The following is a 26480-nucleotide window of genomic DNA, read 5'->3' as shown; positions in this document are numbered from 1 at the left end:
TGCCTCAATTTATATCGATTGACATAATTTTACCAATCGTAATAATTGTTACAACCGCTAACAATTGAGACTGTCATGACAGCACATCAGCCGCTCGATGCATCGACTCAGGTTCGACACACACGCAAACCTGTAAAAACAATGGTCTTGAGCGTACTGGTGCTGGGCGCACTGATCGGTGCTGGCGCATGGGGCGTGCAGTGGTGGAGCGTAGGCCGCTTTATTGAAAGTACCAACGATGCCTACCTGCAGGCCGACAGCCTGAGTGTGTCATCCAAAGTGGCTGGCACCGTGGCGCAGGTCTACGTCAGTGACAACCAGACGGTAAGCGTCGGCCAGCCCTTGGTGCGGCTCGATGTGCGGCCGTATCAGGCGGCTCGCGAGAAAGCCGAAGCGGCGATCAGTGCGGCGCAGGCCGACATTGCCCGGGGCGAGGCCGAACTGGCCCAGCACATTGCATCGATTACCCAAGTGCAGGCGCAACTGGACGGCGAAAGCGCCAACGAGCAATACGCCGCCGCGCAGGTTAAGCGCTATGCGCCGCTGGCCCAGACAGGCGCGGAAACCCAGGAGCGCATGGCTGAGTTGCGCAACGCCTTGCGCCAAGCCAGCGCCCGACGGGCAGCACAAGCGGCCGCGCTGACGGTTGCCCAACGCCAATTGCAAACCCAACGCGCTACCATCGAGCAAGCCCGCGCGCAGTTGGCCAGCGCTCAGGCCAACACGCGGCAAACCCGGCTCGATGAGCAGGACACAACGGTCTACAGCACCCTGGCCGGACGTGTCGGCAGTCGTTCGGTACGTCTGGGGCAGTACCTGCAACCCGGTACGCGGCTGATGAGTATCGTGCCGCTGAACGACGTGTACCTCACCGCCAATTTCAAGGAAACCCAGATCGAGCGCATGCACCCGGGGCAAGCGGTGAGCGTGCACATCGATGCCTGGCCCGGGGTTGTGTTTCAGGGCACCGTTGAAAGCCTGTCGCCCGGTACCGGTTCGCAATTCGCGCTGCTGCCGTCAAACAACGCCACTGGCAACTTCACCAAAATCGTGCAGCGGGTGCCGGTCCGTATCCACCTGCAAGCCGCCCCGGATGCGGCTATCGAGTTGTTGCCCGGCCTCTCGGCCACCGTCGATGTCGACACCCGCACTGTGCAGCCTGCCCTTGCCGTAGCGCAGCCACATGGCTAGTGCCGCCGCTGCTCGCGCAGCGTTGAACCCACCCCAGGCCAATGCCAGCACCCGCGACTGGATCGTAGTGTTTGCCGGTGCTCTGGGCGCGCTAATGGCCACCCTGGATATTTCGATCACCAACTCTGCTTTACCGCAGATTCAAGGCCAGATCGGCGCCTCGGGCACCGAAGGCACCTGGATTTCCACCGGCTACCTGATGGCCGAAATTGTGATGATCCCCCTCACTGCGTGGCTGACTCGGGTGTGCGGGCTGCGGCGCTTTCTGATCACAACCGCCATTGTGTTCAGCCTGTTTTCAATACTCTGCGGGATTTCGGAAACCTTGCCGCAGATGGTCATCGGCCGCCTCGGCCAAGGCTTTGCCGGGGGTGCCATGATCCCCACGGCGCAGGTACTGGTGGCTACCCGCTTGCCACGCCATCAAATGCCCATCGGCATGACCATGTTTGGTCTGATCGTGTTGCTAGGGCCGCTGCTGGGTCCGGTACTGGGCGGCACCTTGACCGAGAACTTCAGTTGGCGCTGGTGCTTCTTTATGAATATTCCGGTGTGTGCATTGCTGCTGGTCATGCTCTCGGGGCTGGAAAGGAGCCAGATCAATTGGCAGGCATTTATCAAAGCCGACTGGCTGGGGATCATAGGCCTCACCGTTGGCCTTAGTGCGCTGACCGTGGTGCTCGAAGAAGGCAACCGCGAGCGCTGGTTCGAGTCGGCACACATCATCGGCCTGAGCGTGCTGGCAATAGCGGGCATAGCCTTGCTGCTGGTGGCTCAGCGGCTGTCGAAAACCCCGATTGTGCGCCTCAGTCTGTTGCTCAACCCGCGCTTTGCCAGCGTGATTACCATCGTCTTTGTCGTCGGCTGCGGCCTGTATTGCGTGGCCTTTGTGCTGCCGCAGTTTCTGAGCAACATCGCCGGTTTCAACGCCCAACAGTCAGGCGCGGTCATGCTGATGTCGGGCTTGCCGGCGTTTTTGATGATGCCGATTCTGCCGCGCCTGATCGGCCGCGTAGACCCACGTCTAATGGTCATGCTCGGGCTGGGGTTTCTCGCCGGCAGTTGTTTACTGGCCATGGGTCTGACCGCCGACAGCGTGGGCGACAACTTCACCCGCACCCAACTGATGCTCGGGTTTGGGCAAATACTGGCCATGATGCCGCTCAACCAGGCGTCCATGAGTTGCGTGCCACCCAGCGAAGCCGGGGAAGCAGCAGGCATTTACAACATGGCGCGCAACCTCGGCGGCTCGGTCGGTCTGGCGCTACTGGGCACGTTTATCGAGCGGCGCAACAGCTTCCATGACGACACCTTGCGCGATGCCGTCAGCGTGCAATCGGTCGAGGCGCAGAACCACATCGCAAGCGCCACCCAAGGCTTCTTTGCCGAGCATGGCGACCACGCCTACGCCCAGCTTCAGGCCTTGGGGCAACTGGCCAGCGAGATTCAGCGCCAGGCGCAAGTCATGACCTACAGCGAAACCTTCTTCGTGCTCGGCATCGCGTTGCTGCTGTGTCTGCCCCTCGCCCTCTTTCTGAAAAGGCCGCCAGCCGGTACGCCCTTGAGCACAGGACACTGACCATGATTGCTTTCAAACCCTTGAGCCTGTTGTGCCCGTTGCTGCTGGTGGGCTGCACCCTGGGCCCGGATTACCACGCCGCACCCGACAGTACAGTGCAGGGCAAGGCTTTTGAACGTCAGGTACCCGGCACTCAGGCACAAGCGCCACAGGTTGCTGATTGGTGGCGAGCGCTCAACGACTCGACCCTCGATCAACTGATCGACAATGCCTTGCGCAACAGCCCCGACCTGCAGGCCGCCCAGGCGCGCTTGCGACAAGCGCGCGCCGGGTTGTCCGAGAAGCGCAGTGACCTGATGCCCAAAAGCACGGCCATGGCCGCCGGGTTGTTTACCGGTTCGGGTAATCGGGATACGGCCTCGACTCATCTGTACCTGAGCGGCTTTGATGCCAGTTGGGAACTGGACATTTTTGGAGGCGCTCGTCGGGCCGTCGAAGCCGCCAGCGCCGAAGCCGATGCGGTGGGTGCCGAGCTGGCCGACGCCCATGTGCAGTTGGCGGCCGACATCGGCCAGGCCTATATCGGCCTGCGCGATCAACAACAACGGCTGCGCATTGCCCGCCAATCCGAACAGCTGGAGCGTCAGTTACTGGACTTCACCGAGCAGCGCCTGGCCCAAGGCACCGCCTCGCAGCTGGACAAGGAGCGCATCGCCACCCAGGTCGATACCACTCAGGCAGCCTCCCTGGCACTGGAGATGGAGGTGATCGAGTCTCTCGACGAACTGTCCCTGCTGAGCGGCCTGCCACCCGGCGCACTGAATGCCAGCCTGGGCCAGGCAAGTCACCTGCCCGCGTTGCCGGTTAACGTTAACGTCGGCGACCCCGCACAAATGCTGCAACAGCGCCCGGACATCCGCGCGGCCGAACGCCGTCTGGCGTCAAGTACTGCTCAAATCGGCGAACGCAAGGCTGCCGCCTTTCCCAAGGTCAGCCTGTTTGGCTCGCTGAGTTTCAGCGCCAGCGAGCCAGGCCACTTGTTGCGCAAAGACAACCTCAGCGGGCTTGGCGTGCCGTATCTGCAATGGAACTGGCTGGATTTTGGTCGGGTGCAGGCACAGGTCAAACAGGCCGAATCCGGGCGTGATGAAGCCTTGGCCAATTACCGCAGCAGCGTGCTTAGCGCCTTGCGCGACGCCGATGTAGCCCTGGCCCGTTATGGTAATGAACGCCAGCGCCGCGAAACCCTGGCCCGCGTCGAAACCAGCGCGGTGCGCGCCTCGCAGTTGACCGAACAACGCTACCGCGCCGGCACCAGCAGCGTGCTCGACTGGCTGGATGCCGAACGCACGCGTTATAGCGCCGAACAAGACCGGGTTCACAGTGACGGCCAACTCATCAAGGACTACATAGCGCTGCAAAAGAGTCTTGGGTTAGGGTGGCGCTCAGCAACCGAGCTCTAAACCTTCGTTTCAAGGACGGCGATGCGCACTAGCCAGCATGATTTGATGTGGCGTCAACTACTGCCCAAAGTGCGCAAGCACGATGAACCGCTGCAAGTGCAACTGTGCACGGCCTTCGTCACGGCCATGCTGGAGGGGCGCTTGCCAGCGGGCACGCGTCTGCCGTCGAGCCGCGACCTGGCGCTGCTGACCGGGGTTTCACGCAACACCGCCGTGCTGGTTTACGAGCGTTTGGTGGCCGAAGGGTATGTTGACTCTCGCCCCCGCAACGGGTTCTTTGTGTGCGGGGCCATTCCTCCCACACAACAGACCCAGCCGTGGTCGGAGCCCGCCGTGCAGCCCCCCGACTGGTCCGCACGCATGCACCGCCCGCAGTCGACCGTGGCCTGGGCCGACCGCCCGCTGACCTGGCGTGAAGTGCGTTATCCCTTCATTTACGGCCAATTTGATCCCAAGCAATTTCCGCTCACGCAATGGCGCCAATGCAGCCGTCAGGCACTGGAGTGGAAGGCTGTGGATCGCTGGTGGCAAGAAGGTGAAAACGTCGGCACCAGCCAACTGATCGACCAACTGATTCGCCGTGTGCTACCCCGTCGCGGGATCGCGGCCACCCGTGATCAAGTGCTGCTGACGCTGGGGCGCCAGCAGAGCTTTTATTTGCTGGCCCGTTTGTTTGCCTGCCCTGGCAGCGTGGTCGGGGTAGAAGAGCCGGGCTTTCGCGACCCGCGCAACGCCTTCGCCCACGATGGCGCGCAGGTGGTGTCGCTGCCCATCGATGAACACGGACTGAAGCTCAGCCCCCAACTTGTGCAATGTGATTATGTGTATTGCACCCCGGCCTATCAGTGCCCTACTGGCGTGACCATGAGCCAAGGGCGACGACTGGCTTTGCTTGAGCATGCACACCTGCATGACCAAGTGATCTTCGAAGACGACGATGACCCCGAAACCGAGTATGACGGGCGCGCCCTGCCCGCCCTGAAAGCCATCGACCCGGCGCAGCGGGTGATTTACCTCAGCAGCTTGTCCAAATTGCTGTCGCCGGGTTTGGGGATTGGCTACATCGTCGCCCCGGCGCCGGTGATCGAACAATTGCGCCAGTTACAGCGCCTGATGATCCGCCAGATCCCCGGCAACAATCAGATCACCGCCGCGCTGTTTATCCAGCAAGGCCACTACGACCGCCTGTTGCAGCAAGCTCGGGAGAAACTCCAGGTCCGGGCGGTGGCGCTGGCCGCTGCCCTGCGTGACGCACTGCCCGACGCCGAATTCGCGATGCCCAGCGGCGGCGCCACCTTGTGGTTGAAACTGGCGGGCCAGCACGACCTGCTCAGCCTGTATTACGCGGGCGAGGCCAAAGGCGTGTTGTTTGATCCGGGCAATGCGTTTTGCTTCGAGCCAGGCACCTTGACCACACCCAGCATTCGCCTGGGCTTTGGCTCCATTGCCCAGGAACTGATTGCACCGGGCATACGCGAGCTGGGACTGGTGATCAATGCGCACGCCAAACGACCTGTCGTTGTGCGTTCCTGAGCTATTTGCCCCAGGAGTGTGCCTGTGTCACGAGCCACAACCTTGCAGACGCTGGCGAGGGACAAGACTGCGCTCGAGAGCACAGTCCTCGCAAACCCGGGTATTGGCGTCAGTCTGAAATGCCGGGTTGCAGGTCTTCGCGACGGCTGCGCAGCCGATCGCAGCCTCGCGCCTCGACAGCGGCTACAGGTGCTTCAAACTGGCCCTATCGATAGTCACCGTTGGCCCCATCCGTTGGTCATGGATATGCAGTGTTAATGCCGACCACCAAGCTCCTTGGCGTCGTCCTGAAAACAACACCTAAAAGGATGGGAAGCTCTCACTATGTTTTACGTAAAGTATCCGTTAGCTGTCAGCCTTGTCGCCGTGGCGTTTGCCAACAATGTACTGGCCGCCGATACGCCAGCCGCGCCCGAATGTGCTCAGTACGAAAAGCTGCTGACCCGGGCTGAGTTGTCGTTCAAAAACGTCCCGATCTGCGCACGGATCGCACCCGACCTGTGGGGGCTGCGCAAAGAACTCGCCGAGCACGGCATCGGGTTTAGCGCCACTTCATACAACGGTTACACCTATGACGTGCTGGGCAACAATGCGAAAAAACAGGTGTATAACGGGCAAAACCCCAGCTACAACACCTCACTCAATCTGTACCTGACCTACGACCTGACCCGCATCGGTTTTGCCAACGATGCCCAGCTGACGCTGGCCGGCAACTGGGTGGACGCGACCTACACGCCGGCCAACCCACGGGTCAAAACCGTGTCGGTGTTTGCCATCAACCAATCGTTCTTCAATCATCAACTGGAGCTGGAGTACGGGTTTGTCCCTGGCGTGCGCTTGTTCTACGGCATGGCACTGGGCGGCAGTGCTTCCACGGCGGCCCTGGGCCCGAGCAGCGTGGTGCCGTTTCAGGTCGGCATGTCGGCCACCGAACCGACGCCCACGTTCAACGTGATTGTTCGCGACCCCTCGCTGCGCTTCTACAACAGCACTGCAATCACCCGCAGCGTCAGCCCCGAAGGCATTCAGAAAGACGTCGACCTCAACCCCAGCGGCCTACGCCTGAAGGTGCCCGACGCCCGCGCGATGCTGATCAACGAGGCGGGCTACAAACAAGCGTCCTCGTCCACTACCAATGGCATGTGGTTGCGGGCCGGGGCGATGTACAACACCAGCCATTACACCGAATACCTGACCGGCGAAAAGTCGGATAACAACTATGGCGTATACCTGGCGGAAACCGTGCAAGTCACCAAGCCTTATGGCGATGCACGCGGCTGGTACCTGGACAGCAAAATCGATTACTCGCCCGAGTCGATCAACGCCATCAACAAGGCGTTTCAGGTCAGTGCCTTTAACATCGGACCGTTTGCCAGCCGCCCGGCGGACATGGCCGCCGTGGGCCTGACCAAAAGTTATTACAGTGGCGACTTGCGCACAGTCACTGCCCGTTATGGCCTGCAGGCCGCACCTTACACCTTGGCTGTGACGACTTCATACGCCGCACGACTGTTCCCCGGTGTGTACTTGATCAGCGGCCTGACCTACACCAAGAACCCAGTATTTACGCCACTTCACGCCGATGCCTTGTTGCTGCAGGAATCGCTGAACTTCCTGTTTTAAGACGCGGCTTACATCCCTGAAAACCGTCACTTTGACTTTTAAACATTCAGGTCGAAGTGCTTTCGCGAGGCCATCGAAGATGAACAACACACTGAATCAACTCAGCACCCGTGACTATCTGGCGCTGGATGCCACGGCCATGGCGGCGGCTGTCAAAAGCGGCGAAGTCTCAGGCCAGGCGCTGCTCCTGGCGGCGCAGGCGCGCTGCGATGCGGTCAACCCGCAGATCAACGCCGTGGTCATGCGCCATGACGCACATGCACAGGCTGCGCTCACCGCCCAACACGAGACGGGCACCGAACGTTTGGGCGCCCTGGCCGGAGTGCCGATGCTGCTCAAGGATTTGAACACCTACCTGGCGGGCACTGTGACCACCAACGGCTCACGCCTGCTGGCCGATACCCCGGCTTCGCAGTACACCAGCACCATCGTGCAACGTTACGAAGCGGCGGGCATGCTGATTTTCGGCAAAACCGCGAGCCCCGAGTTCGGCCTGACAACCACCACAGAGTCCTCGTTGTGGGGTAAAACCTGCAACCCTTGGCACCTGGCCCACAGCGCGGGCGGCTCATCCGGCGGCGCCGCTGCGGCAGTGGCCGCAGGCATTGTGCCCGTGGCCCATGCCACTGACGGCGGGGGGTCGATCCGCATCCCGGCGTCTTACTGTGGGGTGTTCGGCCTCAAGCCCACGCGCTACCGCAACCCGCAAGGCCCGAACACCTTTGAAGGCTGGTTTGGTGCCAGTTGCGGGCATGTGGTGTCGCGCAGCGTACGCGATTCGGCGCTGTTGCTGGACATCAGCCACGGTCACGAAAAAGGCAGCACCTATTGGCTGGCGCCACAGATCGCCAGCTTCAGTGACGCTGTGCAGCGCGCACCCAAGGCGCTGCGCATCGGGGTCATCGAGCAGGCCATGACCGGCCTGGAGATGGACGCAGATATACGCACGGTTTTGAACAGCACTGTTGATTTGCTGTTGCAACTGGGTCACCACTTGGAGCCTTTAAGCCTGCCGATTGACCCGCAGCAGCTCTACAGCGCTCATGGCGCGGTGGGCGCTGCCGCTTTAGTGGCTGCGGTACGTGATCGCGAAGCCGCCCTTGGCCGCCCCTTTGAGGAGGACGAACTGGAAAGGGTCAGCCGCAATGTGCTCAACAATGCCACTTACGCCAGCGCCGAGAACCTATACCGTGCCCGACGCAGCTTTGAACTGATTGGCAGCCGTATGGAACAGGTGTTCGATGACTTCGACGTGCTGCTGAGCCCGGTCACGTCGAGCGTCACCCCGCGGCTGTCGCGGGCCAGCCTGGACAACAGCTACGAGGACTATATCCAGGGCGTTATCGGCAGCATTGGCTACACCGTGCTGGCCAATGTCAGCGGCCAGCCTTCCATGTCGGTGCCGCTGGGCTCCAGCCGCGACGGGCTACCCATTGGCATGATGTTCAGCGCCGCTTTGTGCCGCGAAGACCTGTTGTTTCAACTCGCCGGACAACTCGAACAGGCCAGCCCCTGGGCTGATCGGCGTGCGCCGCGGTAACGCCCCCCTTTGAGCCCTGCTCCTCTGAACTGTGCTGAATAGGATTGAAATGATGAACACCCAAATCTGCGGATTTCGCCGTCATTACACCTTGTTTGTGTTGTTCCTGATTTCGGCGGTCAGCTTGATCGATCGCCAGGTGATGGGCGTGGTGATTGAGCCGATCAAGGCTGAGTTTCACGTCTCCGACACTCAAATAGGCTTGCTCACCGGGCTGGCTTTTGCGTTGGTCTATTGCCTGTTTGCAATCCCGCTGGGACGTTTCGCCGACCGTGGTCATCGGCGCAACCTGATCGGTTGGTGCTGTGCGTTCTGGAGCGTGATGGCCATGCTTTGTGGCTTTGCGACTCACTTTTGGACACTAGCCCTGGCCCGCATCGGCGTGGCCGTGGGCGAGTCCGGCAGCGGCGCGGCGTCCATGTCGATGATCGCCGACCTCTACCCTGCGCATCAGCGCTCCAAAGCCATCAGCGTGTTCATGCTCGCTGCGCCTATCGGCGCCCTGCTGGGCATGAGTCTTGGGGCTTACATCGCCTATTACCACGGTTGGCGCGAGGCATTTATCTGGATGGCGCTACCGGGCATCCTGGCAGCGTTATTGCTGCGCCTGACCGCTGTCGAGCCACTGCGCGGTCTGTGGGAAAAAGCCCAGCAATCACGCCCGGTCCTGCCCCACGAAAGCGTGATGCAAGTGATGCGCGTGGCCTGGCAATCGCAGACGTTCGTGCGGATTGCCGTGGCCGGCGCGCTGCTGGCCTTCGCCAGTTACGCCTTCAGCATCTGGAGCACTGCGTTTCTGGTGCGCAGCCACGGCCTGAGCCTCAAGGACGCAGGCATGATCATGGGTTTGGCGGCCGGACCGGGCGCCATTATCGGTTCGTTATCGAGTGGCTGGTTAAGCGCCTGCCTGGCGCAGCGCGACAGCCGCTGGCAACTGGGCGTACCGATTGTCGGCGCACTCATCGCCTGCCCGATGGCGATAACCTTTGCGCTGTACCCGGCGGGCAATCCCTGGATGCTGGGCGCACTACAGGTGCCACATGCGGCCATCTTCATGTTCGGCATGTCCGTGTTCGGCATGTGGTGGATGGCCCCTAGCTACGCCGCTATCACACAACTGGTGGCACCTGAGCGCCGCGCGACTATGATCGCGTTGTACAACTTCGGGATCATGGCCTTGGGTGCAGGCTTCGGGCCGTTGGCCGTGGGCGTGCTGAGCGATCATTTAACGCCTGCACTGGGCAACGACGCCTTGCGCTGGTCGCTGGTGATTTGCTCGGCGGGTTATCTGCTGGCGAGCGGGTTGTTGGTCAGCGTGCTACGCCCTTATGCCATTACGACGAGCGTGCCCATACCCGTCGAAGTTGCGTACTCAGAACACCGCCCGAAGGCCGCGAACTTTTAAATCTTCAACAGATCGCGAGCAAGCTCGCTCCCACAGTTGATGGGGGTTGTTTCAGGAATGCCAGCCATAAAAAAACCCCGCGCTTGTGTCCAAGGCGGGGTTTTTTAGTCTGGCTGTCTTAGTGCGCGTAGGTCAGTAACAACTCGGTCGGCACTTTGAAGTCCAGGGACATCATGACGCTCAGGGCGGTGATGGTGAAGATGGAGAACACGAACAACTTGCGTGCCCACACCTTGTCGTCGACAGCTTTGTAGCCAGTCCACGCCATGTACAGCCAGTACATGCCCATCGCGGCTGCCACGGCCATGTAGCTCATGCCGGCGTATCCGCCGAGAGTGAGCATCAGGGTCGCGATCATGAACGCGAGGATGTAGAGCAGGATGTGCTTCTTGGCAACCTTGATTCCGCGCTTCACTGGCAACACCGGAATCGATGCGGCCAGGTAATCGTTGAAGCGGAAGATCGCGATGGCGTAGGAATGCGGCATCTGCCACAGGCTGAACATCACCAGCAAGGTCAGTGCGGCCATGTCGAAGTGATTGCTCACTGCAACGTAACCAATGACGGGCGGCATTGCACCAGACAGACTGCCGATAAGCGTGCCGTGAACCGACTTGCGCTTGAAGTACAGGCTGTACAAACCAACGTAGATCACGAAGCCAATCGCGGCGAACAGGGCCGCCAGCGGGTTGGCCACGCGATACAGCAGCACAAGCCCTGCAACCCCCAGCAAGGTGGCGTACATCAACGCCACTTTGAGGGAGATGAGACCTTGAACCAGTACGCGATTTTTGGTGCGGTCCATCTTGATGTCGATGTCACGGTCGATGCAGTTGTTGAACACGCAACCAGACGCAACCACCAAGGAGGTGCCGATCACCGCGGCCAGGAAGAGGGCAAGATCAAAATGCCCCTTCGAGGCCAGGAAGAACCCGCCTGCCACAGAAAGCACGTTACCGAAAATGATCCCCGGTTTGGTGATTTGGATAAAGTGCTTAAAGGACATCGGGTTTACCTCACTTCGCCATCATTTCAGCGTGGATGCTGAACATAATCCACAGGGACAAGCCCACCAGCAGGACAATCACCAGCGCCGAGAACACCAGCGCTGCAACACTGTTGCGTTGTTCTGGCGAACGGTCCATGTGCAGGAAGTACACCAGGTGAACAATCACCTGGATCACTGCGGTCAACAGCACGATCGCCAGGGTGGTCGATTTAGCCAGGATCGGGTTCATCACCAGCCAAAACGGAATTGCGGTCAGGATCACCGACAAAATGAAGCCAGTTGCGTAGGACTTCACGCTGCCGTGGTTCGCGCCGTCAGAATGTGCGTTAGCCATTTACAGAGTCCCCATCAGATAAACAACGGTGAATACGCAGATCCACACCACGTCCAGGAAGTGCCAGAACAGGCTCAGGCAGCTCAGACGCGTTTTGTTGGTCGAGGTCAGGCCTTTTTTCTGGACCTGATACATCATGATCGCCATCCAGATCAGACCACAGGTCACGTGCAGACCGTGGGTACCGACCAGGGTGAAGAACGCTGACAGGAAGCCGCTGCGGTGCGGGCCGTAGCCCTCGGAGATCAACAGGTGGAACTCGTTGATTTCCATGCCGATGAAGCCGGCACCCAGCAGAAAGGTAATGCCCAGCCAGGCCAGAACCTGGCTCTTGTTACCTTTGTAGAACGCCAGCATGGCAAAGCCATACGTGATCGAACTGAACAACAGCAGTGCGGTTTCACCCAGCACGTACGGCAGTTCGAAGATGTCGTGGCCCGACGGGCCACCGGCTACGTTACCTACCAGTACTGCGTATACCGCGAAGAGCGATGCAAAGATGATGCAGTCGGTCATCAGGTAGAGCCAGAAACCAAATACGGTTGTCTCGCCCGCGTCGTGGTGGTGCTCATCGTGCTCATGGTCGTGGCCATGAGCGTGTCCAGCATTGGTCGCTATATTCGACATGGTTTATGCCTGTCCCAACTTGGTTTCAACACGGTCGGCCGGTATTACTTTGGCGGCCAACAGACGCTTGTGCTGCTCGGCTTCGATGCGTTCGATGGTTTCCACCGGCACCATGTAGCCTTGGTCATCACGGGCAGCGTGCAGGACGAAATACCCTACGGTGCCAACCAGGCTGATGATCGCCAACCACCAGATGTGCCAGATCATTGCGAAACCGAATACGGTCAGCAGCATGCCCATGACCAAACCGGTAGCGGTATTGTTAGGCATGTGGATCGGCGAATACTTGGCTGGAGCCTTGTACGCAGTTCCTTCTTCTTTGGCCTCGGTGAACGGGTCAATGCCGTTTACGGTTGGCACAACAGCGAAGTTGTAGAACGGAGGTGGCGACGAAGTCGACCATTCCAGAGTGTGGCCATTCCATGGATCGCCAAATTCGCAGGCGTTCTCTGGTTTGTTACGGTCACGTACCGATACGTACAGCTGGATCAACTGGCAAGCGATACCTACGGCAATCAGTGCCGCACCGACCGCAGCAACGTACAGGTAAGGCACCCACTCAGGGTTGGTCGTGGCGTTCAGACGACGCGTCATGCCCATGAAGCCCAGTGCATAGAGCGGCATGAAGGCAACGAAGAAGCCGACGATCCAGAACCAGAATGCTGCCTTGCCCCAACCTTCGTGCAGCTTGAAGCCGAACGCTTTAGGGAAGTAGAAGCTGAAACCAGCGATGTAGCCGAACACTGCGCCGCCGATGATCACGTTGTGGAAGTGAGCAATTACAAACAGGCTGTTGTGCAGTACGAAGTCAGCACCTGGGATGGCCAGCAGTACGCCGGTCATACCACCGATAGCGAAGGTCACCATGAAGCCCAGGGTCCAGAGAACTTGGCTGGTGAAACGCAGACGGCCACGGTAGATGGTAAACAGCCAGTTAAATAGCTTCACACCCGTCGGGATGGAGATCAGCATCGTCGCCAGGCCGAAGAAGGCGTTGACGCTTGCACCCGAACCCATGGTGAAGAAGTGGTGCAGCCAAACCATGAAGCCCAGCACCGAGATCGCGCCGGAGGCGTAGACCATCGAGTGGTGACCGAACAGACGCTTGCCAGTGAAGGTCGAAATGACTTCAGAGAAGATCCCGAACGCCGGCAGGATGAGGATGTATACCTCAGGGTGACCCCACGCCCAGAACAGGTTCACGTACATCATTGGATTGCCACCAAGTTCATTGGTGAAAATGTGGAAATCCATGTAACGGTCAAGTGTCAGCAACGCCAGGGTAGCGGTCAGGATCGGGAACGAAGCCACGATCAGAACGTTTGCCCAGGTGCAGGTCCAGGTGAAGATCGGCATGTCCATCAGTTTCATGCCTGGAGCACGCATTTTCAGCACGGTCGCCAGGAAGTTAACCCCGGTTAACGTCGTACCTAGCCCCGATAGCTGTAGCGCCCAGATGTAGTAGTCGACACCCACGCCCGGACTGTACTGCAAGCCCGACAACGGTGGATACGCAACCCAACCGGTCTTGGCGAACTCGCCGACGCCCAGCGACAGGTTAACCAGTACCACACCGGACACCAGCAGCCAGAAGCTCAGGGAGTTCAGGAATGGATAGGCAACGTCACGTGCGCCGATCTGCAGCGGCACTGCAAGGTTCATCAGGCCGGTGAAGAATGGCATCGCCATGAAGATGATCATGATCACACCGTGAGCGGTGAAGATCTGGTCATAGTGCTCAGGAGGCAAGTAGCCCGGCGAACCCTCGGTGGCCATGGCCAACTGGGTACGCATCATGACGGCGTCGGCAAAGCCGCGCAGCAACATGATCATGGCGACGATGATGTACATCACGCCAATCTTCTTGTGGTCGACTGACGTTAGCCATTCGGTCCACAGGTAGGTCCACTTTTTGAAATACGTGATTGCGGCTACGAGCGCCAACCCGCCGAGCAGAATCATAGCGACGGTAACCATCACTATCGGCTCGTGGAACGGTATGGCGTCCAGACTTAATTTACCAAACATCGTTTACTCCTCTGCCCCGGCAGCTGAATTCGAGGTGTTGTCCAAACCTGCGGTCCCGGACACTTCTTTCTTCTCGTGCTTCACAGGCTTGCCTGGGTTCATCCCTTCATACTTGTCGATGATGGTCTGGAACAGGTTCGGTGTGACAGAAGAATAGAGTTCAACAGGGTTGTTCTGGCTAGGTTTGGTCAAGGCCGCGTATTCAGCGTTATCAAGCTGTTTAGGTGACGCTTTGACTTCACTTACCCAGGCGTCAAAGTCAGCCTGAGAAGTGGCGATCGCTTTGAATTTCATGCCAGTGAAACCGGCGCCGCTGTAGTTGGCAGAGATGCCATCCATTTCGGCGTTTTTGTTGGCAATCAAATGCAGCTTGGTCGTCATGCCGGCCATGGCGTAGATCTGGCCGCCCAGACCCGGGATGAAGAACGAGTTCATCACAGCGTCAGAGGTAATGCGGAAATTGATTGGGGTGTTAGCCGGGAACACAATCTTGTTGACCGTGGCGATGCCCTGTTCCGGGTAGATGAACACCCACTTCCAGTCCAGAGAAACCACTTCAATGGTAATCGGCTTAACGTCGGACTCGAGCGGACGATATGGGTCCAGCGCGTGAGTCGACTTATAGGTAATCACGCCCAAGGCGATGATGATGAGAATTGGCACAGTCCAGATCACAACTTCGATCTTGGTGGAGTGCGACCATTTCGGTGCGTAGGTGGCGTCTTTGTTCGACGCACGATATTTCCACGCGAAGATCAGGGTCATCAAGATGACCGGAACCACGACCAGAAGCATCAGCAATGTTGCAGTGATGATCAGATTCCGCTCTTCGATCCCTACCTGCCCCACCGGATCGAGCAATGTCATATTGCAGCCTCCCAGCAGCAACGTGCCGAAAAGTGGCAATAAGCCAAGGAGTCTGGGGTACCTTTTTTTAGTCATCTCACGACCTCTAAAACAGCTTGCACAATGCAGTTGGTTTTTTTCGCCAACACTTCGCCCTACCAAGGGTTGGCTCTTTTCCGGGCTTGAATAAATGCCTGCTCATCACCATGAGGTGAATTCGCAAATCCCGGGTTAGCAGTGATTTCTTATTCGATACGTGGTCAATGGCCTTGTCACAGACCAATTCCATTTGGTGCAGAACTTAGAAGGGTTGCCAGTACCTGGAAGCCGCACGGGACACCTGTCATGAACTGCCCAGGCGACCGCCAACTACCCGCTTGGGCTCAGGGACGAGCAGGCTGGACGTTCAGTGCATGCGATTGTAGTTAGGAAGCTCTCTACACACCATGTCTCATCCAGAAATAATTCTTCTCGGTTCCAGTAACAATCCCTCACTATTGTTACGTATCGCGGGCCGATATGCTCCTTAAAAAGCCTGTAGCACGTCGAACCCCCGAAGCTGATACGCCCCTTTTTAGCGCACCATATTGGGGCGCAAAACCCTGCAAACGCCCAAACAAAGAGGCTTACAGCCGATTTGCATGGAGCCGGCAAAGAGCACTTTCAAGCGCCTGATCCGCAAAAAAAAGTCGTAGCCGATAAAACCCGACTAAAACGTTTTGTGCGCTTGTGTCCTACAGAAAACGCCCTCTGCGACACTTTGTGCGTGACAATATGTCGCACAACCACCCTCTGATTTTAGTGCGTGGTTCGACATCCTGTTGACATTTTTGCGAGGCCAAAAAAACGCCCCGCATTCTCAGGAAAAGTGCGGGGCGGCTCAAGCCAAATTTAACCGCTCAGCTGTGTTTTTTCCGATTGCGGTAGATTCCCAACGGCACGAGCACGCTGGTCAGCACAAAGGCCACCAGTGCCCATTGCGCCAACGACAGGCCGAACACTGGCGGATAAGGGGTGGAGCAGAAGCCGTCGACCTGAAAGCCCAACGGGAAAACCGTCGCCAGTGGCAAGCCGTCAACGATCGGCTGCAGCACATCAATACCGCAGCTCACCTGCGGGTTCGCGAGGATGAAGACGTGACGTCCAGCGGCGACCACCCCCCCAATGGCGCTCAGCACCACCAGCACCTCACACACCGTGAGGCTGCGCCGTGTCGGCATTGCGGCGCCTATAAAGGCAAAGATCGCAATCAACAACAATGCGTAGCGTTGCAGGATGCACAGCGGGCAAGGCGCTTCGCCGAGCACGATTTGCATGTACAACGCGCCGCCAATCAGTGCCAGACAGATAAGCCCGAGCAAGACTAAAAAGCGCTTCTCACGGCTCAGTCGTATCATTTCATCTGTCATCCCGCTTCCCTTTGCCAGGTTATGTATGGAGTTAAGCCGCTGTCACAAGGCGCGCAGTTTACACCCAGGCCTTTGATCTGGATGTAGGAAACCGTGTAGGGAAAGTGTCGCAGGGCGATTAATACAGAATTAACGACTGCCGCGCGATGGGCCTAGGTTGCCGAGTTTTCATATTCGACACACCACCCTAGCACCCATTGCTTACGGGGGGCCGCGGGTTATTCCAGGGCTGCGGCCGGGCCGAAGAACTCGTAGCGGCTTTGCTGCTCAGGTACGCCCAGTGCTTTCAAATGGCGTTTGACTGCACCCATAAAGCCTTTAGGCCCCAGGAAGTAAGCGTCCACATCGCGCTCTTGCCCCAGCCATTCGCCCAGCAATGGCTCGGACAGCAGGCCCACATGGTCTGCCTGAGCGTCGGGTTCCTGGTAGCAGTAGAACCGCTGCAGTTGTGGGTGCTGCGCGGCCAACTCATCGATCCAGCCACGGAATGCATGCACATGGGCATTGCGCGCGCAGTGGATAAAACGAATCGGACGTTGCGTGGCCAGCGCGGCTTCCAGCATCGATAGGGTCGCAGTAATACCCACGCCGCCACTGATCAGCACCAACGGTTTTTCACTGGCCGTGAGGGTGAACTCACCTGCTGGCGGGAACAGTTCAACAATGTCGCCCACGTGCAGGCGGTCATGCAGATAGTTCGAGACCTGGCCACCCGCCTCGCGCTTAACGCTGATGCGGTAGCGACCGGCTTGGGCCAATGCCGACAACGAGTAGTTGCGGCGTACTTCTTGGCCATCAATGTTGAGTTTGATGCCGATGTATTGGCCGGGTTCGAAATCGAGGATCGGTTGCTGATCGACCGGGCGGAAATAGAACGAGGTAATTTCGGCGCTTTCTTCGTGCCTGGCCTCCAGCTGGAATGCTCGCCCTCCGCGCCAGCCGCCAGGTGCTGCGGCTTTTTCGTCATAAATGGCCCCTTCAGCGCCGATCAAAATATCCGCCAACTGGTTATAGGCCGCGCCCCAGGCCGCCAGCACCTGCGGGGTCGCTATGTCACTGCCCAGCACTTGCTCAATGGCACGCAGCAGACAACCGCCGACAATCGGGTAATGCTCAGGCAGGATTTGCAGCGCGACATGTTTGTTGATAATGCGTGCCACCAGGTCTCCCAATTGGTCCAACTGGTCAATGTGCCGCGCATACATCAACACGCCATTGGCCAATGCCCGTGGCTGGTCGCCACTGGCCTGGTTGGCCTGATTAAACAGCGGTCTAACCTGTGGGAATTCAGTGAGCATCAGGGTGTAAAAGTGCGTCATCAACGCCTCGCCACCGCTCTCAAGCAGCGGCACGGTGGATTTAACGATGGCACGATCCTGAGCGGTAAGCATAAGGTTGACTCCTAAGCGTAGAGATAAAAGCTAATGACCTAATGAGTAGTCAGTTTTCATGCCAACTTTAAAACCCTTTAAAAACAGTATCTTAGGAAAAATATAGTCATTATGACTCAAGCTGATCTATAGTCATTTCGACTATATGAGGTCAAAATGACTGCAAAACTACTGCTTACAGCCCTGCTGCCCTTGGTCGCAGACTTGTCGCGCGAACTGCCCGAGAGCGAGCGCTACCGACGCTTGCTTGAAGCCATGCGTGCCGTACTCCCCTGCGATGCTGCCGCATTGCTGCGTCTTGACGGCGAATGGCTGGTGCCACTGGCGGTAGACGGTTTGAGCCTCGACACGTTGGGGCGGCGCTTTAAGGTCAGCGAGCACCCGCGCTTTGAAGTGTTGCTGAGCAGCCCCGGCCCGACGCGCTTCCCCAACCACTGCGAGCTGCCAGACCCGTATGACGGACTGGTCGACGGGCTGGCCGAGCACCTGGAAATTCACGACTGCATGGGCTGCCCGCTGTTTGTCGACGAGCGCCCCTGGGGCCTGCTGACCCTTGATGCGCTGGACCCAAAACGCTTTGAGCCGATTGAACTGGATGCGCTGCAAGCCTTTGCCAGCCTCGCGGCTGCCACGGTCAACGTGGCACAGCGTATTGAGCGCTTAGCGTTGCGGGTGGCCGACGAACAGCAAAAAGCCGAGCTCTACCGACAAGCCCATCACACGCCTAATAAAGAGCTGATCGGCCAAAGCAAAGCCCATAAACGCTTGCTCGAAGAAATTGCCCTGGTGGGCAGCAGCGACCTGACGGTATTGATCACCGGCGAAACCGGGGTCGGCAAGGAGTTGGTGGCGCAAGCGATTCATGCGGCATCGCCGCGTGCGGACAAACCGATGATCAGCCTCAACTGCGCCGCCCTGCCCGACACCTTGGTTGAAAGCGAGTTGTTCGGCCATGTACGGGGCGCCTTTACCGGCGCAACCAGCGACCGGCGTGGCAAATTCGAACTGGCCAACGGCGGCACGCTGTTTCTGGATGAAGTGGGCGAGCTGTCACTGGCCGTACAGGCTAAATTGCTACGGGTACTGCAAAGCGGGCAGTTGCAGCGCCTGGGCTCTGATCAGGAACATCGAGTGGATGTGCGCCTGATAGCCGCGACCAACCGCGACCTGGCCGAAGAAGTGCGCAGTGGTCGCTACCGCGCGGACTTTTACCATCGACTGAGCGTGTACCCGCTCAAAGTGCCCGCCCTGCGCGAGCGCGGCCGCGATGTGCTGTTGTTGAGCGGTTTCTTTCTGGAGCAAAACCGCTCGCGCATGGGCCTGGGCAGCTTGCGCCTGAGTCCGGACGCACAGGCCGCGCTGACGCATTACGAATGGCCAGGCAATGTGCGTGAACTGGAGCACTTGATCGGCCGCAGTGCCCTCAAGGCATTAGGCAGCTGCAAAACCCGGCCACGCATCCTGACCTTGACTGCGGCGGACCTGGATTTGCCCGCCACCCCTCATGACGCAGCCGTAACTGAGCCCGAAGTCATGCCGCTTGCCGTGGGCGACTTGCGCTTGGCCACTGAAAATTACCAGCGTCAGCTCATCAGCGCCTGCCTGGAACGCCATCAGCATAACTGGGCCAGCGCCGCTCGGGAGCTGGGGCTGGACCGGGCAAATCTTGGACGGATGGCCAAGAGACTGGGCCTGAAGTAAAACACTTTGTAGGCGCAGCCTTCGCCAGCGCCTACAGGAATCGGGATTCAGGTCGATAACCCTTTACCACAGCCCCCTACGATGGAAGGTTTTTATGTCGTCCCCTGCCGACTCGATGTCTTTGCTGCTGTTCACGTTGCGCAGCGGCAAGCTGATGGCAATCAACCTGCTGAAGGTCAGTGAGATCATTCCTTGCCCACCCTTGACCAAAATGCCCGAGTCGCACCCGCACGTGAAAGGCATAGCCGTGCTGCGCGGAGCGTCGCTGTCGGTCATCGATCTGAGTCGCGCCATTGGGGAGCAACCTTTGCTGGACCCCGACGGCGGTTGCCTGATCGTGACCGACGTCAGCCGTTCCAAGCAGGGCTTGCATGTGCAGGCCGTAAGCAAGATCGTGCATTGCCTGAGCACCGATATTCGTCCGCCCCCCTACGGCTCCGGCAAGCGCTCCTACATTACTGGCGTTACCCAAGTCGATGGCGCCCTGGTACAGGTGCTGGATATCGAAAAAGTGATTCACGGCATCACCCCCGCCCGCATTGAACAGCACACCGAAACCCTCAGCCGCGAAGACACCCAACTGCTGGCCAACGCACGGATTTTGGTGGTCGATGACAGCCAGGTGGCGCTGCAACAATCGGTGCTGACCTTGCGCAATCTCGGCCTGCATTGCCACACCGCCCGCAGCGCCAAGGAAGCCATCGACCGGCTGCTGGAACTGCACGGTACGCCGGAGCAGATCAATGTGCTGGTTTCAGACATCGAAATGTCCGAGATGGACGGCTACGCCTTCACCCGTACCGTGCGCGAAACCCCGGACTTTGCGCATTTGTATGTGCTGCTGCACACCTCGCTCAACAGTGCGATGAACAGCGAAAAAGCCCGTCTGGCCGGGGCCAATGCGGTGTTGACCAAATTTTCGTCGCCTGAGCTGACGCAATGCCTGATCCTGGCCGCACGCACGGTGACAGAGCAAGGTTACTGACCTCGATGAGCGAATATTGCCTGCTGTTACGCAAAGACCTGCGCCAGGCCCTGGCCCCTGCGCAGTGGCCGGAAGGCATCCAGCTCAGCCCATTGAGCGAGGAACTGTTACCCCGCGCGCACGCATTGCTCGAACAGGGTTATGCCACCGGGCAGGGCAGTGTTGACTCGCTACTGGACTGGCAGCACGCCCTGCGGCATGACGCCGAATATGACCCGCAATTGTGCTTTGTCGGCCTGCTCGACAATAACGTGGTGGGCGTGGCGCAGGCCTGGACCAGCGCTTATCTCAAAGACCTGGTGGTGCATCCGCGCTTGCAGGGTCGCGGCCTGGGCGGTGCATTGCTCAACCATGTGTTCAGCGTGTTCCAACAACGCGGTGAACCCTGCATGGACCTGAAGGTCATGGAACACAATCACCCTGCCCGGCGCCTTTACCAGCGGCACGGCATGCTGTTGATCCGCCGCGAACCCCTGTAAAACGCAAGCGGCGAGTCTGCCGAACGCTTGCACCAGCGAGCGCAAACTCGCCGTCCGGTCAGCCGCATCGCCAAAGTTGCGATGGCTTTACTGCCCGGTACTGCGAATATGTGCACTGTGGCGATTGATGCCTTCACTGAACACGCCGAGCCCTGCACACATGGGCTTTCGTCGCGGCTGCAATGAAACGGGAACAGGCCCTGGCACCCATCAAAAGAGATTAATTCGCCCTAAACAAACAATAGCGGCATTGGGCCACTTTTGAGCGCATTTAATCAGCGTTTACCCATCGAACGACGCGTGCCAGCAGGCGCTGCGCCTGGGGTTTTACGGTGGCCGTGGCCTTCGCCCTTTTTGTAATGCGTCTGCCCTTCGGTGCTGGCCTTGGCTTTAGCAAACTCAGAAGGTTTGAACGGGAACGTGAACGCTGGAATCACCGGCTTTTGCGGGGTGTTCACAGCGGCTTGGTGTTCAGCCTGCTCAGCGCTCACGGCATCGGGAGCAGTCGGTTGTGTAGGAGTAGTCATGAAAGCTCCGGATTACGGGTAAGGATCAGGCCAGTTGGCACAAGGCGGCGCAGTATACCTGCCCGATCCACCCCGCGGAGCACTCACCGGTAGGAAATAGTCAATACGCCTCTTTTGCCGCCAGACGGGTTGGCGCTGGTTTTCAGCTCGTAAAAGGAGGTGTCAATCAGCGGCTCGCTGCCACGGGAACCGGCGAAGGCCATGTTCACGGCAATCACGACGCCTGGAACCACTTCGATAAGTTTTGTTGCCCGCCCTAAAGTCACGGCATTGGCCGGCATTATTTCGTAAGACGGCTCAGTAATTGCACCGCGAAAGTGAATCACGCCACCACTCATCATCGATTGTGCGTTCACTTCACTCGAGAACAGAAAAATCGTGCAAACCGCAAAACCCAGCGCCCAGTTCGTCATACGCCCCATCCTCTTTAAAGCAAACGCGTCAGCATTCCCTTTAGAGGCTATCGACGCAGGCAGCGCTTTCTTGATGCCCATGACACTATTTTTACCCAGCTGTCCGTAATGTCAGTTTGCTGTCACCTTGCTGACCGGGTTTAAACGCTATAACCCCCCCCATCCCTTTTCCACGCACACGGTGTCTTGACGGCATGCGCATTCAAACTAAAAAAATAATAGTGGGCACGTTGGTTGTACTCCTGATTGGCGCCGCCATATGGCAGTTCAAGCGCCCCGCGCCGAGCAAAACTGTCACGGGCATGCCAGTCCCGGTGCGCGTCATTCAAGTGGTGCAACAAGATGTGCCGCGCTATGTCAGCGGGATCGGCGCCGTGCTGTCGTTGCACAGTGTGGTGATTCGCCCGCAGATCGACGGCATCCTTACTCAACTGCTGGTCAAGGAAGGTCAAACCGTCAACGCGGGTGATTTGCTGGCCACCCTGGATGATCGCTCGATCAAAGCCAGCCTCGATCAGGCCAAAGCGCAACTGGGACAAAATCAAGCGCAGTTGCAAGGCGCACTGATCGATCTCAAGCGTTACCAGTTGCTGAGCGTCGACAACGGTGTCTCCAAGCAAACACTCGATCAACAGCAAGCGCTGGTTAATCAACTAAAAGCCACCGCGCAGGGCAATCAGGCCGCCATTGAAGCCGCCCAAGTGCAGTTGTCGTATACGCAGATTCATTCCCCGGTGACGGGCCGTGTGGGGATTCGTGCGGTCGATCCGGGCAATTTCCTGCGGGTCAGTGACACCCAAGGCCTGTTTTCCGTGACCCAGCTCGATCCGATTGCCGTTGAGTTTTCGTTGCCTCAACAATGGCTGCCAACCTTGCACGAATTACTCGCCGCCAAAGACCCTGCGCGGGTCAAGGCCTTCCTCGGTGACGCCGATCTCAATGGCACGCCGCTGGGCGAAGGCCGCTTGAGTCTGATTGATAACCAGGTGTCCGCCACCACCGGCACGATCAAGGTCAAAGCCCAGTTCGACAACCCCACACACACGCTGTGGCCGGGGCAACTGGTGAATGTCGAGATACAGACCGGACTCGATCAACACGCGCTGGTCGTGCCGCCGCAAGTGGTGCAGCGCGGGCTGGACAATTATTTCGTGTACCGGGTCAACGGTGATGGGGTGGAAACGGTGCCCGTGCAGGTGGTGTATCAGGACACCGAGCTGACTATCGTCAACGGCGTGAATGTGGGCGATACCCTGGTCAGCGATGGCCAGTCGCGACTGAAACCCGGCTCGCGGATTGAAACCTTAAGCGAGCCGGCCCAGGCTAACGCAGACAGCGTCAAGCCGGTGCAACCATGACCACGAGCCGTTCACTTTCAGCCTGGTGCGTTGACCACCCGGTTGCCACGGTCCTGCTGACGTTTGCCCTGGTGTTGCTAGGGTTGATTGCCTTTCCACGCTTGCCGGTTGCTCCGCTACCCGAGGCGGAGTTCCCGACCATCCAGGTATCGGCACAACTGCCCGGCGCCAGCCCGGACACCATGGCGTCGTCGGTCGCAACGCCGCTGGAGGTGCAATTCAGCGCCATCCCCGGCATGACCCAGATGACGTCTAGCAGTGCGCTGGGTTCGACTACGCTGACCCTGCAATTCACCCTGGAAAAAAGCATCGATACCGCCGCTCAAGAAGTACAGGCCGCAATCAATACCGCGTCCGGCAAACTGCCCAAGGACATGCCGACGCTGCCGACCTGGAAGAAGGTCAACCCGGCGGACAGCCCGGTACTGATCCTGAGCATCAGTTCGTTGCAAATGCCCGGCACCGAACTCAGTGATTACGTTGAAACCCTGCTCGCCCGGCAAATCAGCCAGATCGACGGCGTGGGCCTGATCAACATCACCGGCCAGCAGCGCCCGGCAATTCGGGTGCAAGCCTCAGCCGACAAACTGGCCGCCATCGGCCTGACCCTGGCCGACATTCGCCTGGCCCTGCAACAGACCAGCCTAAACCTGGCCAAGGGCGCGCTGTACGGGCCGTCGAGTATTTCCACGCTGTCGACCAACGACCAGTTGTTCGATGCCCAGGAGTACGGTCAGTTGATCGTCTCGTACAAGGACGGCGCGCCGGTGCAGCTACGCGACGTGGCGCGGGTGATCAACGGTTCAGAAAACGACTACGTGCAAGCCTGGTCCGGGCACCAGCCGGGGCTCAACCTGGTGATTTCACGCCAGCCGGGAGCCAACATCGTAGACACCGTGGACCGGATTCAAGCCGCCCTGCCCGGCTTGCAAGCCATGCTCCCGGCCTCGGTTGAGGTAACGGTACTGAGCGACCGAACCAAAACCATTCGCGCCTCCTTGCATGAAGTGGAAATCACCCTGCTGATCGCGGTGCTGCTGGTGGTCGCGGTAATGGCGTTGTTCTTGCGTCAATGGTCGGCCACCTTGATTGTGTCCGCGGTACTCGGCGTGTCGCTGATCGCCAGTTTCGCCCTGATGTACGTGCTCGGGTTCAGCCTGAATAACCTGACGCTGGTAGCGATTGTGGTGGCCGTGGGGTTTGTGGTCGACGATGCGATTGTGGTGGTGGAGAACATCCACCGCCATCTCGAAGCCGGCGAAAGCATGCGCGATGCGGCGATCAAGGGCTCCAGCGAAATTGGCTTTACCGTGGTCTCGATCAGCTTCTCGCTGGTGGCGGCCTTTATCCCGCTGCTGTTTATGGGCGGCGTGGTCGGGCGGCTGTTTAAAGAGTTCGCCCTGACCGCGACCTCGACCATCGTGATTTCGGTGCTGGTGTCGCTGACCCTCGCGCCCACCCTGGCCGCGCTGTTTATGCGCTCGCCCGTGCATCACGCCGATGCCAAACCCGGCTTTGGCGAACGCTTGCTGGCACGCTATGAAAAAGGCTTGAAGCGTGCTTTGGCCCATCAGCGGCTGATGCTGGGGATCTTCGGCGTGACGCTGGCCATGGCCATTGCCGGCTATGTGCTGATCCCCAAGGGTTTTTTTCCGGTACAAGACACCGGCTTTGTATTGGGCACCACCGAGGCGGCCTCTGATATTTCATACGCGGACATGACGCAAAAACACTTGGCGCTGGCCAAAATCGTCAGTGATGACCCGGCCGTGCAGGCCTTTTCTCACTCGGTGGGCGTTACCGGCAGCAACCAGACCATCGCCAACGGACGCTTCTGGATTGCCCTCAAGGACCGCGGTGATCGCGATGTGTCGGCCAGCGAGTTTATCGACCGTATCCGCCCGCAACTGGCCAAGGTGCCGGGCATCGTGCTGTACCTGCGCGCGGGTCAAGACATTAACTTGAGCTCCGGGCCAAGCCGCAGCCAGTATCAGTACGTGCTCAAGAGTAACGACGGCCCGACGCTCAATACCTGGACCCAGCGCCTGACAGAAAAACTGCGCGCCAACCCGGCCTTTCGCGACCTGTCCAACGACCTGCAACTGGGCGGCAGCATCACTCACATCAACATCGACCGCAAAGCCGCGGCACGCTTTGGGCTGACCGCCACCGACGTCGACGAAGCGCTGTACGACGCCTTCGGTCAGCGCCAGATCAATGAGTTCCAGACCGAAATCAACCAGTACAACGTGATTCTGGAAGTCGATACCCAGCAGCGCGGCAAGGCCGAAAGCCTGAACTACTTCTACCTGCGCTCACCGCTGACCGGCGAAATGGTGCCGCTGTCGGCCGTGGCCAAGGTCGATGCGCCCACCAGCGGCCCGCTGTCGATCAGTCATGACGGGATGTTCCCGGCGGCCAATCTGTCATTCAACCTGGCTCCCGGCGTGGCCTTGGGCGATGCGGTGCTGATGCTCAATCAGGCGAAGAATGAAATCGGCATGCCAAGCACCATCAGCGGCAACTTCCAGGGCGCCGCGCAAGCCTTTCAAAGCTCACTGGCCAGCCAGCCGTGGCTGATTCTGGCGGCGCTGGTGGCGGTGTACATCATTCTGGGGGTGCTGTACGAAAGCTTTGTGCACCCGCTGACGATCATCTCGACTTTGCCTTCGGCGGGGCTGGGGGCGCTGTTGATGCTGTGGATATGTGGCCAGGACTTCTCGATCATGGCCCTGATCGGGTTGGTCCTACTGATCGGGATCGTCAAGAAAAACGGCATTCTGATGATCGACTTTGCCCTCGACGCACAGCGCACGCGCGGCCTGAGCCCCGAAGAGGCGATCTATGAAGCCTGTATCACACGCTTTAGACCGATCATCATGACCACCCTCGCCGCCTTGCTCGGCGCTCTGCCGCTGATGCTCGGCTACGGCACCGGCGCCGAACTGCGTCAGCCTCTGGGGATTGCCGTGGTCGGCGGCTTACTGGTGAGCCAGGCGCTGACGCTGTTTACCACGCCCGTCATATACTTGTGGCTCGAACGATTGTTCCATCGATCCCAACCTGCCAGTTCACTGGCGGCGGATCACTGAGGCGGTT

General features: G+C 59.1%; 21 protein-coding genes. 12 read left to right on the top strand and 9 right to left on the bottom strand.

What is annotated here, in order from left to right; genetic code table 11:
- Positions 1 to 75: 75 nt before the first annotated feature.
- From ACIQYF_RS20260 to ACIQYF_RS20230, 7 genes are all read left to right on the top strand, one after another.
- The gene (locus ACIQYF_RS20260; RefSeq protein WP_402865377.1) at positions 76 to 1191 is read left to right on the top strand and encodes an HlyD family secretion protein; all 1116 of its coding nucleotides are present in this window, start codon (positions 76 to 78) and stop codon (positions 1189 to 1191) included.
- Positions 1184 to 2770 carry a DHA2 family efflux MFS transporter permease subunit gene (locus tag ACIQYF_RS20255; RefSeq protein WP_402865374.1) on the top strand — a complete coding sequence of 529 codons (1587 nt, stop codon included), beginning with the start codon at positions 1184 to 1186 and terminating at the stop codon, positions 2768 to 2770. Before ACIQYF_RS20260 ends, ACIQYF_RS20255 begins: the two co-directional genes overlap by 8 nt.
- A 2-nt stretch (positions 2771 to 2772) precedes the next feature.
- Entirely contained in the window at positions 2773 to 4173 is a 1401-nt protein-coding gene (locus tag ACIQYF_RS20250) for an efflux transporter outer membrane subunit (protein ID WP_402865371.1), read from the top strand.
- A 21-nt stretch (positions 4174 to 4194) separates the two neighbouring features.
- The gene (locus ACIQYF_RS20245) at positions 4195 to 5706 is read left to right on the top strand and encodes a PLP-dependent aminotransferase family protein (protein WP_402865369.1); all 1512 of its coding nucleotides are present in this window, start codon (positions 4195 to 4197) and stop codon (positions 5704 to 5706) included.
- A gap of 324 nt (positions 5707 to 6030) precedes the next feature.
- Positions 6031 to 7329 (top strand): carbohydrate porin, encoded by a 1299-nt coding sequence (locus ACIQYF_RS20240; RefSeq protein ID WP_402865367.1) that lies wholly within the window; start codon positions 6031 to 6033, stop codon positions 7327 to 7329.
- A 79-nt stretch (positions 7330 to 7408) separates the two neighbouring features.
- Entirely contained in the window at positions 7409 to 8869 is a 1461-nt protein-coding gene (locus ACIQYF_RS20235; protein ID WP_402865365.1) for an amidase, read from the top strand.
- Positions 8870 to 8921: 52 nt separating this feature from the next.
- Complete coding sequence (locus ACIQYF_RS20230; RefSeq protein ID WP_402865363.1) at positions 8922 to 10274, top strand: spinster family MFS transporter; 1353 nt, start codon at positions 8922 to 8924, stop codon at positions 10272 to 10274.
- A gap of 118 nt (positions 10275 to 10392) precedes the next feature.
- On the opposite strand, the gene cyoE is transcribed toward ACIQYF_RS20230, so the two are convergent.
- From cyoE to hmpA, 7 genes are all read right to left on the bottom strand, one after another.
- Complete coding sequence (cyoE, locus tag ACIQYF_RS20225) at positions 10393 to 11280, bottom strand: heme o synthase (protein WP_402865360.1); 888 nt, start codon at positions 11278 to 11280, stop codon at positions 10393 to 10395.
- A 10-nt stretch (positions 11281 to 11290) separates the two neighbouring features.
- Positions 11291 to 11617 carry a cytochrome o ubiquinol oxidase subunit IV gene (cyoD, locus tag ACIQYF_RS20220; RefSeq protein WP_402865358.1) on the bottom strand — a complete coding sequence of 109 codons (327 nt, stop codon included), beginning with the start codon at positions 11615 to 11617 and terminating at the stop codon, positions 11291 to 11293.
- On the bottom strand, positions 11618 to 12244 hold the full coding sequence (locus ACIQYF_RS20215) for a cytochrome o ubiquinol oxidase subunit III (protein ID WP_402865356.1): 627 nt from the start codon (positions 12242 to 12244) through the stop codon (positions 11618 to 11620).
- A gap of 3 nt (positions 12245 to 12247) precedes the next feature.
- A complete protein-coding gene (gene cyoB, locus ACIQYF_RS20210; RefSeq protein WP_402865354.1) occupies positions 12248 to 14272 on the bottom strand; it encodes a cytochrome o ubiquinol oxidase subunit I in 2025 nt (674 codons plus the stop codon).
- A gap of 3 nt (positions 14273 to 14275) precedes the next feature.
- On the bottom strand, positions 14276 to 15214 hold the full coding sequence (cyoA, locus tag ACIQYF_RS20205) for a ubiquinol oxidase subunit II (RefSeq protein WP_402865352.1): 939 nt from the start codon (positions 15212 to 15214) through the stop codon (positions 14276 to 14278).
- 803 nt (positions 15215 to 16017) lie between these two features.
- The gene (locus ACIQYF_RS20200; RefSeq protein WP_402865350.1) at positions 16018 to 16527 is read right to left on the bottom strand and encodes a disulfide bond formation protein B; all 510 of its coding nucleotides are present in this window, start codon (positions 16525 to 16527) and stop codon (positions 16018 to 16020) included.
- Between the two features lie 218 nt (positions 16528 to 16745).
- Positions 16746 to 17918, bottom strand: a complete 1173-nt coding sequence (gene hmpA / locus ACIQYF_RS20195; protein ID WP_402865348.1) for an NO-inducible flavohemoprotein — start codon at positions 17916 to 17918, stop codon at positions 16746 to 16748.
- 156 nt (positions 17919 to 18074) lie between these two features.
- Here hmpA and norR point away from each other — a divergent pair, with 156 nt between their 5' ends.
- The 3 genes from norR (at position 18075) to ACIQYF_RS20180 (ending at position 21083) form a co-directional block, all read left to right on the top strand.
- Positions 18075 to 19619, top strand: coding sequence for a nitric oxide reductase transcriptional regulator NorR (gene norR, locus ACIQYF_RS20190; RefSeq protein ID WP_402865346.1), 1545 nt, complete (start codon positions 18075 to 18077; stop codon positions 19617 to 19619).
- A gap of 94 nt (positions 19620 to 19713) precedes the next feature.
- Entirely contained in the window at positions 19714 to 20604 is an 891-nt protein-coding gene (locus ACIQYF_RS20185; protein WP_402865344.1) for a chemotaxis protein CheW, read from the top strand.
- A 5-nt stretch (positions 20605 to 20609) separates the two neighbouring features.
- The gene (locus ACIQYF_RS20180) at positions 20610 to 21083 is read left to right on the top strand and encodes a GNAT family N-acetyltransferase (RefSeq protein WP_402865342.1); all 474 of its coding nucleotides are present in this window, start codon (positions 20610 to 20612) and stop codon (positions 21081 to 21083) included.
- Positions 21084 to 21358: 275 nt separating this feature from the next.
- Here the strand turns inward: ACIQYF_RS20180 and ACIQYF_RS20175 are convergent, their stop codons facing one another.
- Positions 21359 to 21610 carry a hypothetical protein gene (locus tag ACIQYF_RS20175; protein WP_402865340.1) on the bottom strand — a complete coding sequence of 84 codons (252 nt, stop codon included), beginning with the start codon at positions 21608 to 21610 and terminating at the stop codon, positions 21359 to 21361.
- A gap of 83 nt (positions 21611 to 21693) precedes the next feature.
- The gene (locus ACIQYF_RS20170; RefSeq protein ID WP_402865338.1) at positions 21694 to 22104 is read right to left on the bottom strand and encodes a hypothetical protein; all 411 of its coding nucleotides are present in this window, start codon (positions 22102 to 22104) and stop codon (positions 21694 to 21696) included.
- 113 nt (positions 22105 to 22217) lie between these two features.
- Between ACIQYF_RS20170 and ACIQYF_RS20165 the strand changes: the two genes are divergently transcribed.
- Both ACIQYF_RS20165 and ACIQYF_RS20160 read left to right on the top strand, forming a co-directional pair.
- On the top strand, positions 22218 to 23381 hold the full coding sequence (locus ACIQYF_RS20165) for an efflux RND transporter periplasmic adaptor subunit (protein WP_402865336.1): 1164 nt from the start codon (positions 22218 to 22220) through the stop codon (positions 23379 to 23381).
- The gene (locus tag ACIQYF_RS20160) at positions 23378 to 26473 is read left to right on the top strand and encodes a multidrug efflux RND transporter permease subunit (protein WP_402865334.1); all 3096 of its coding nucleotides are present in this window, start codon (positions 23378 to 23380) and stop codon (positions 26471 to 26473) included. Before ACIQYF_RS20165 ends, ACIQYF_RS20160 begins: the two co-directional genes overlap by 4 nt.
- Positions 26474 to 26480 lie beyond the last annotated feature (7 nt).

Origin of the sequence: Pseudomonas sp. NPDC096917 (assembly GCF_044762555.1) — a bacterium.
In the GTDB taxonomy this organism is placed as follows: Bacteria; Pseudomonadota; Gammaproteobacteria; order Pseudomonadales; family Pseudomonadaceae; genus Aquipseudomonas.
This window is presented reverse-complemented; position numbering and strand designations above follow the sequence as displayed.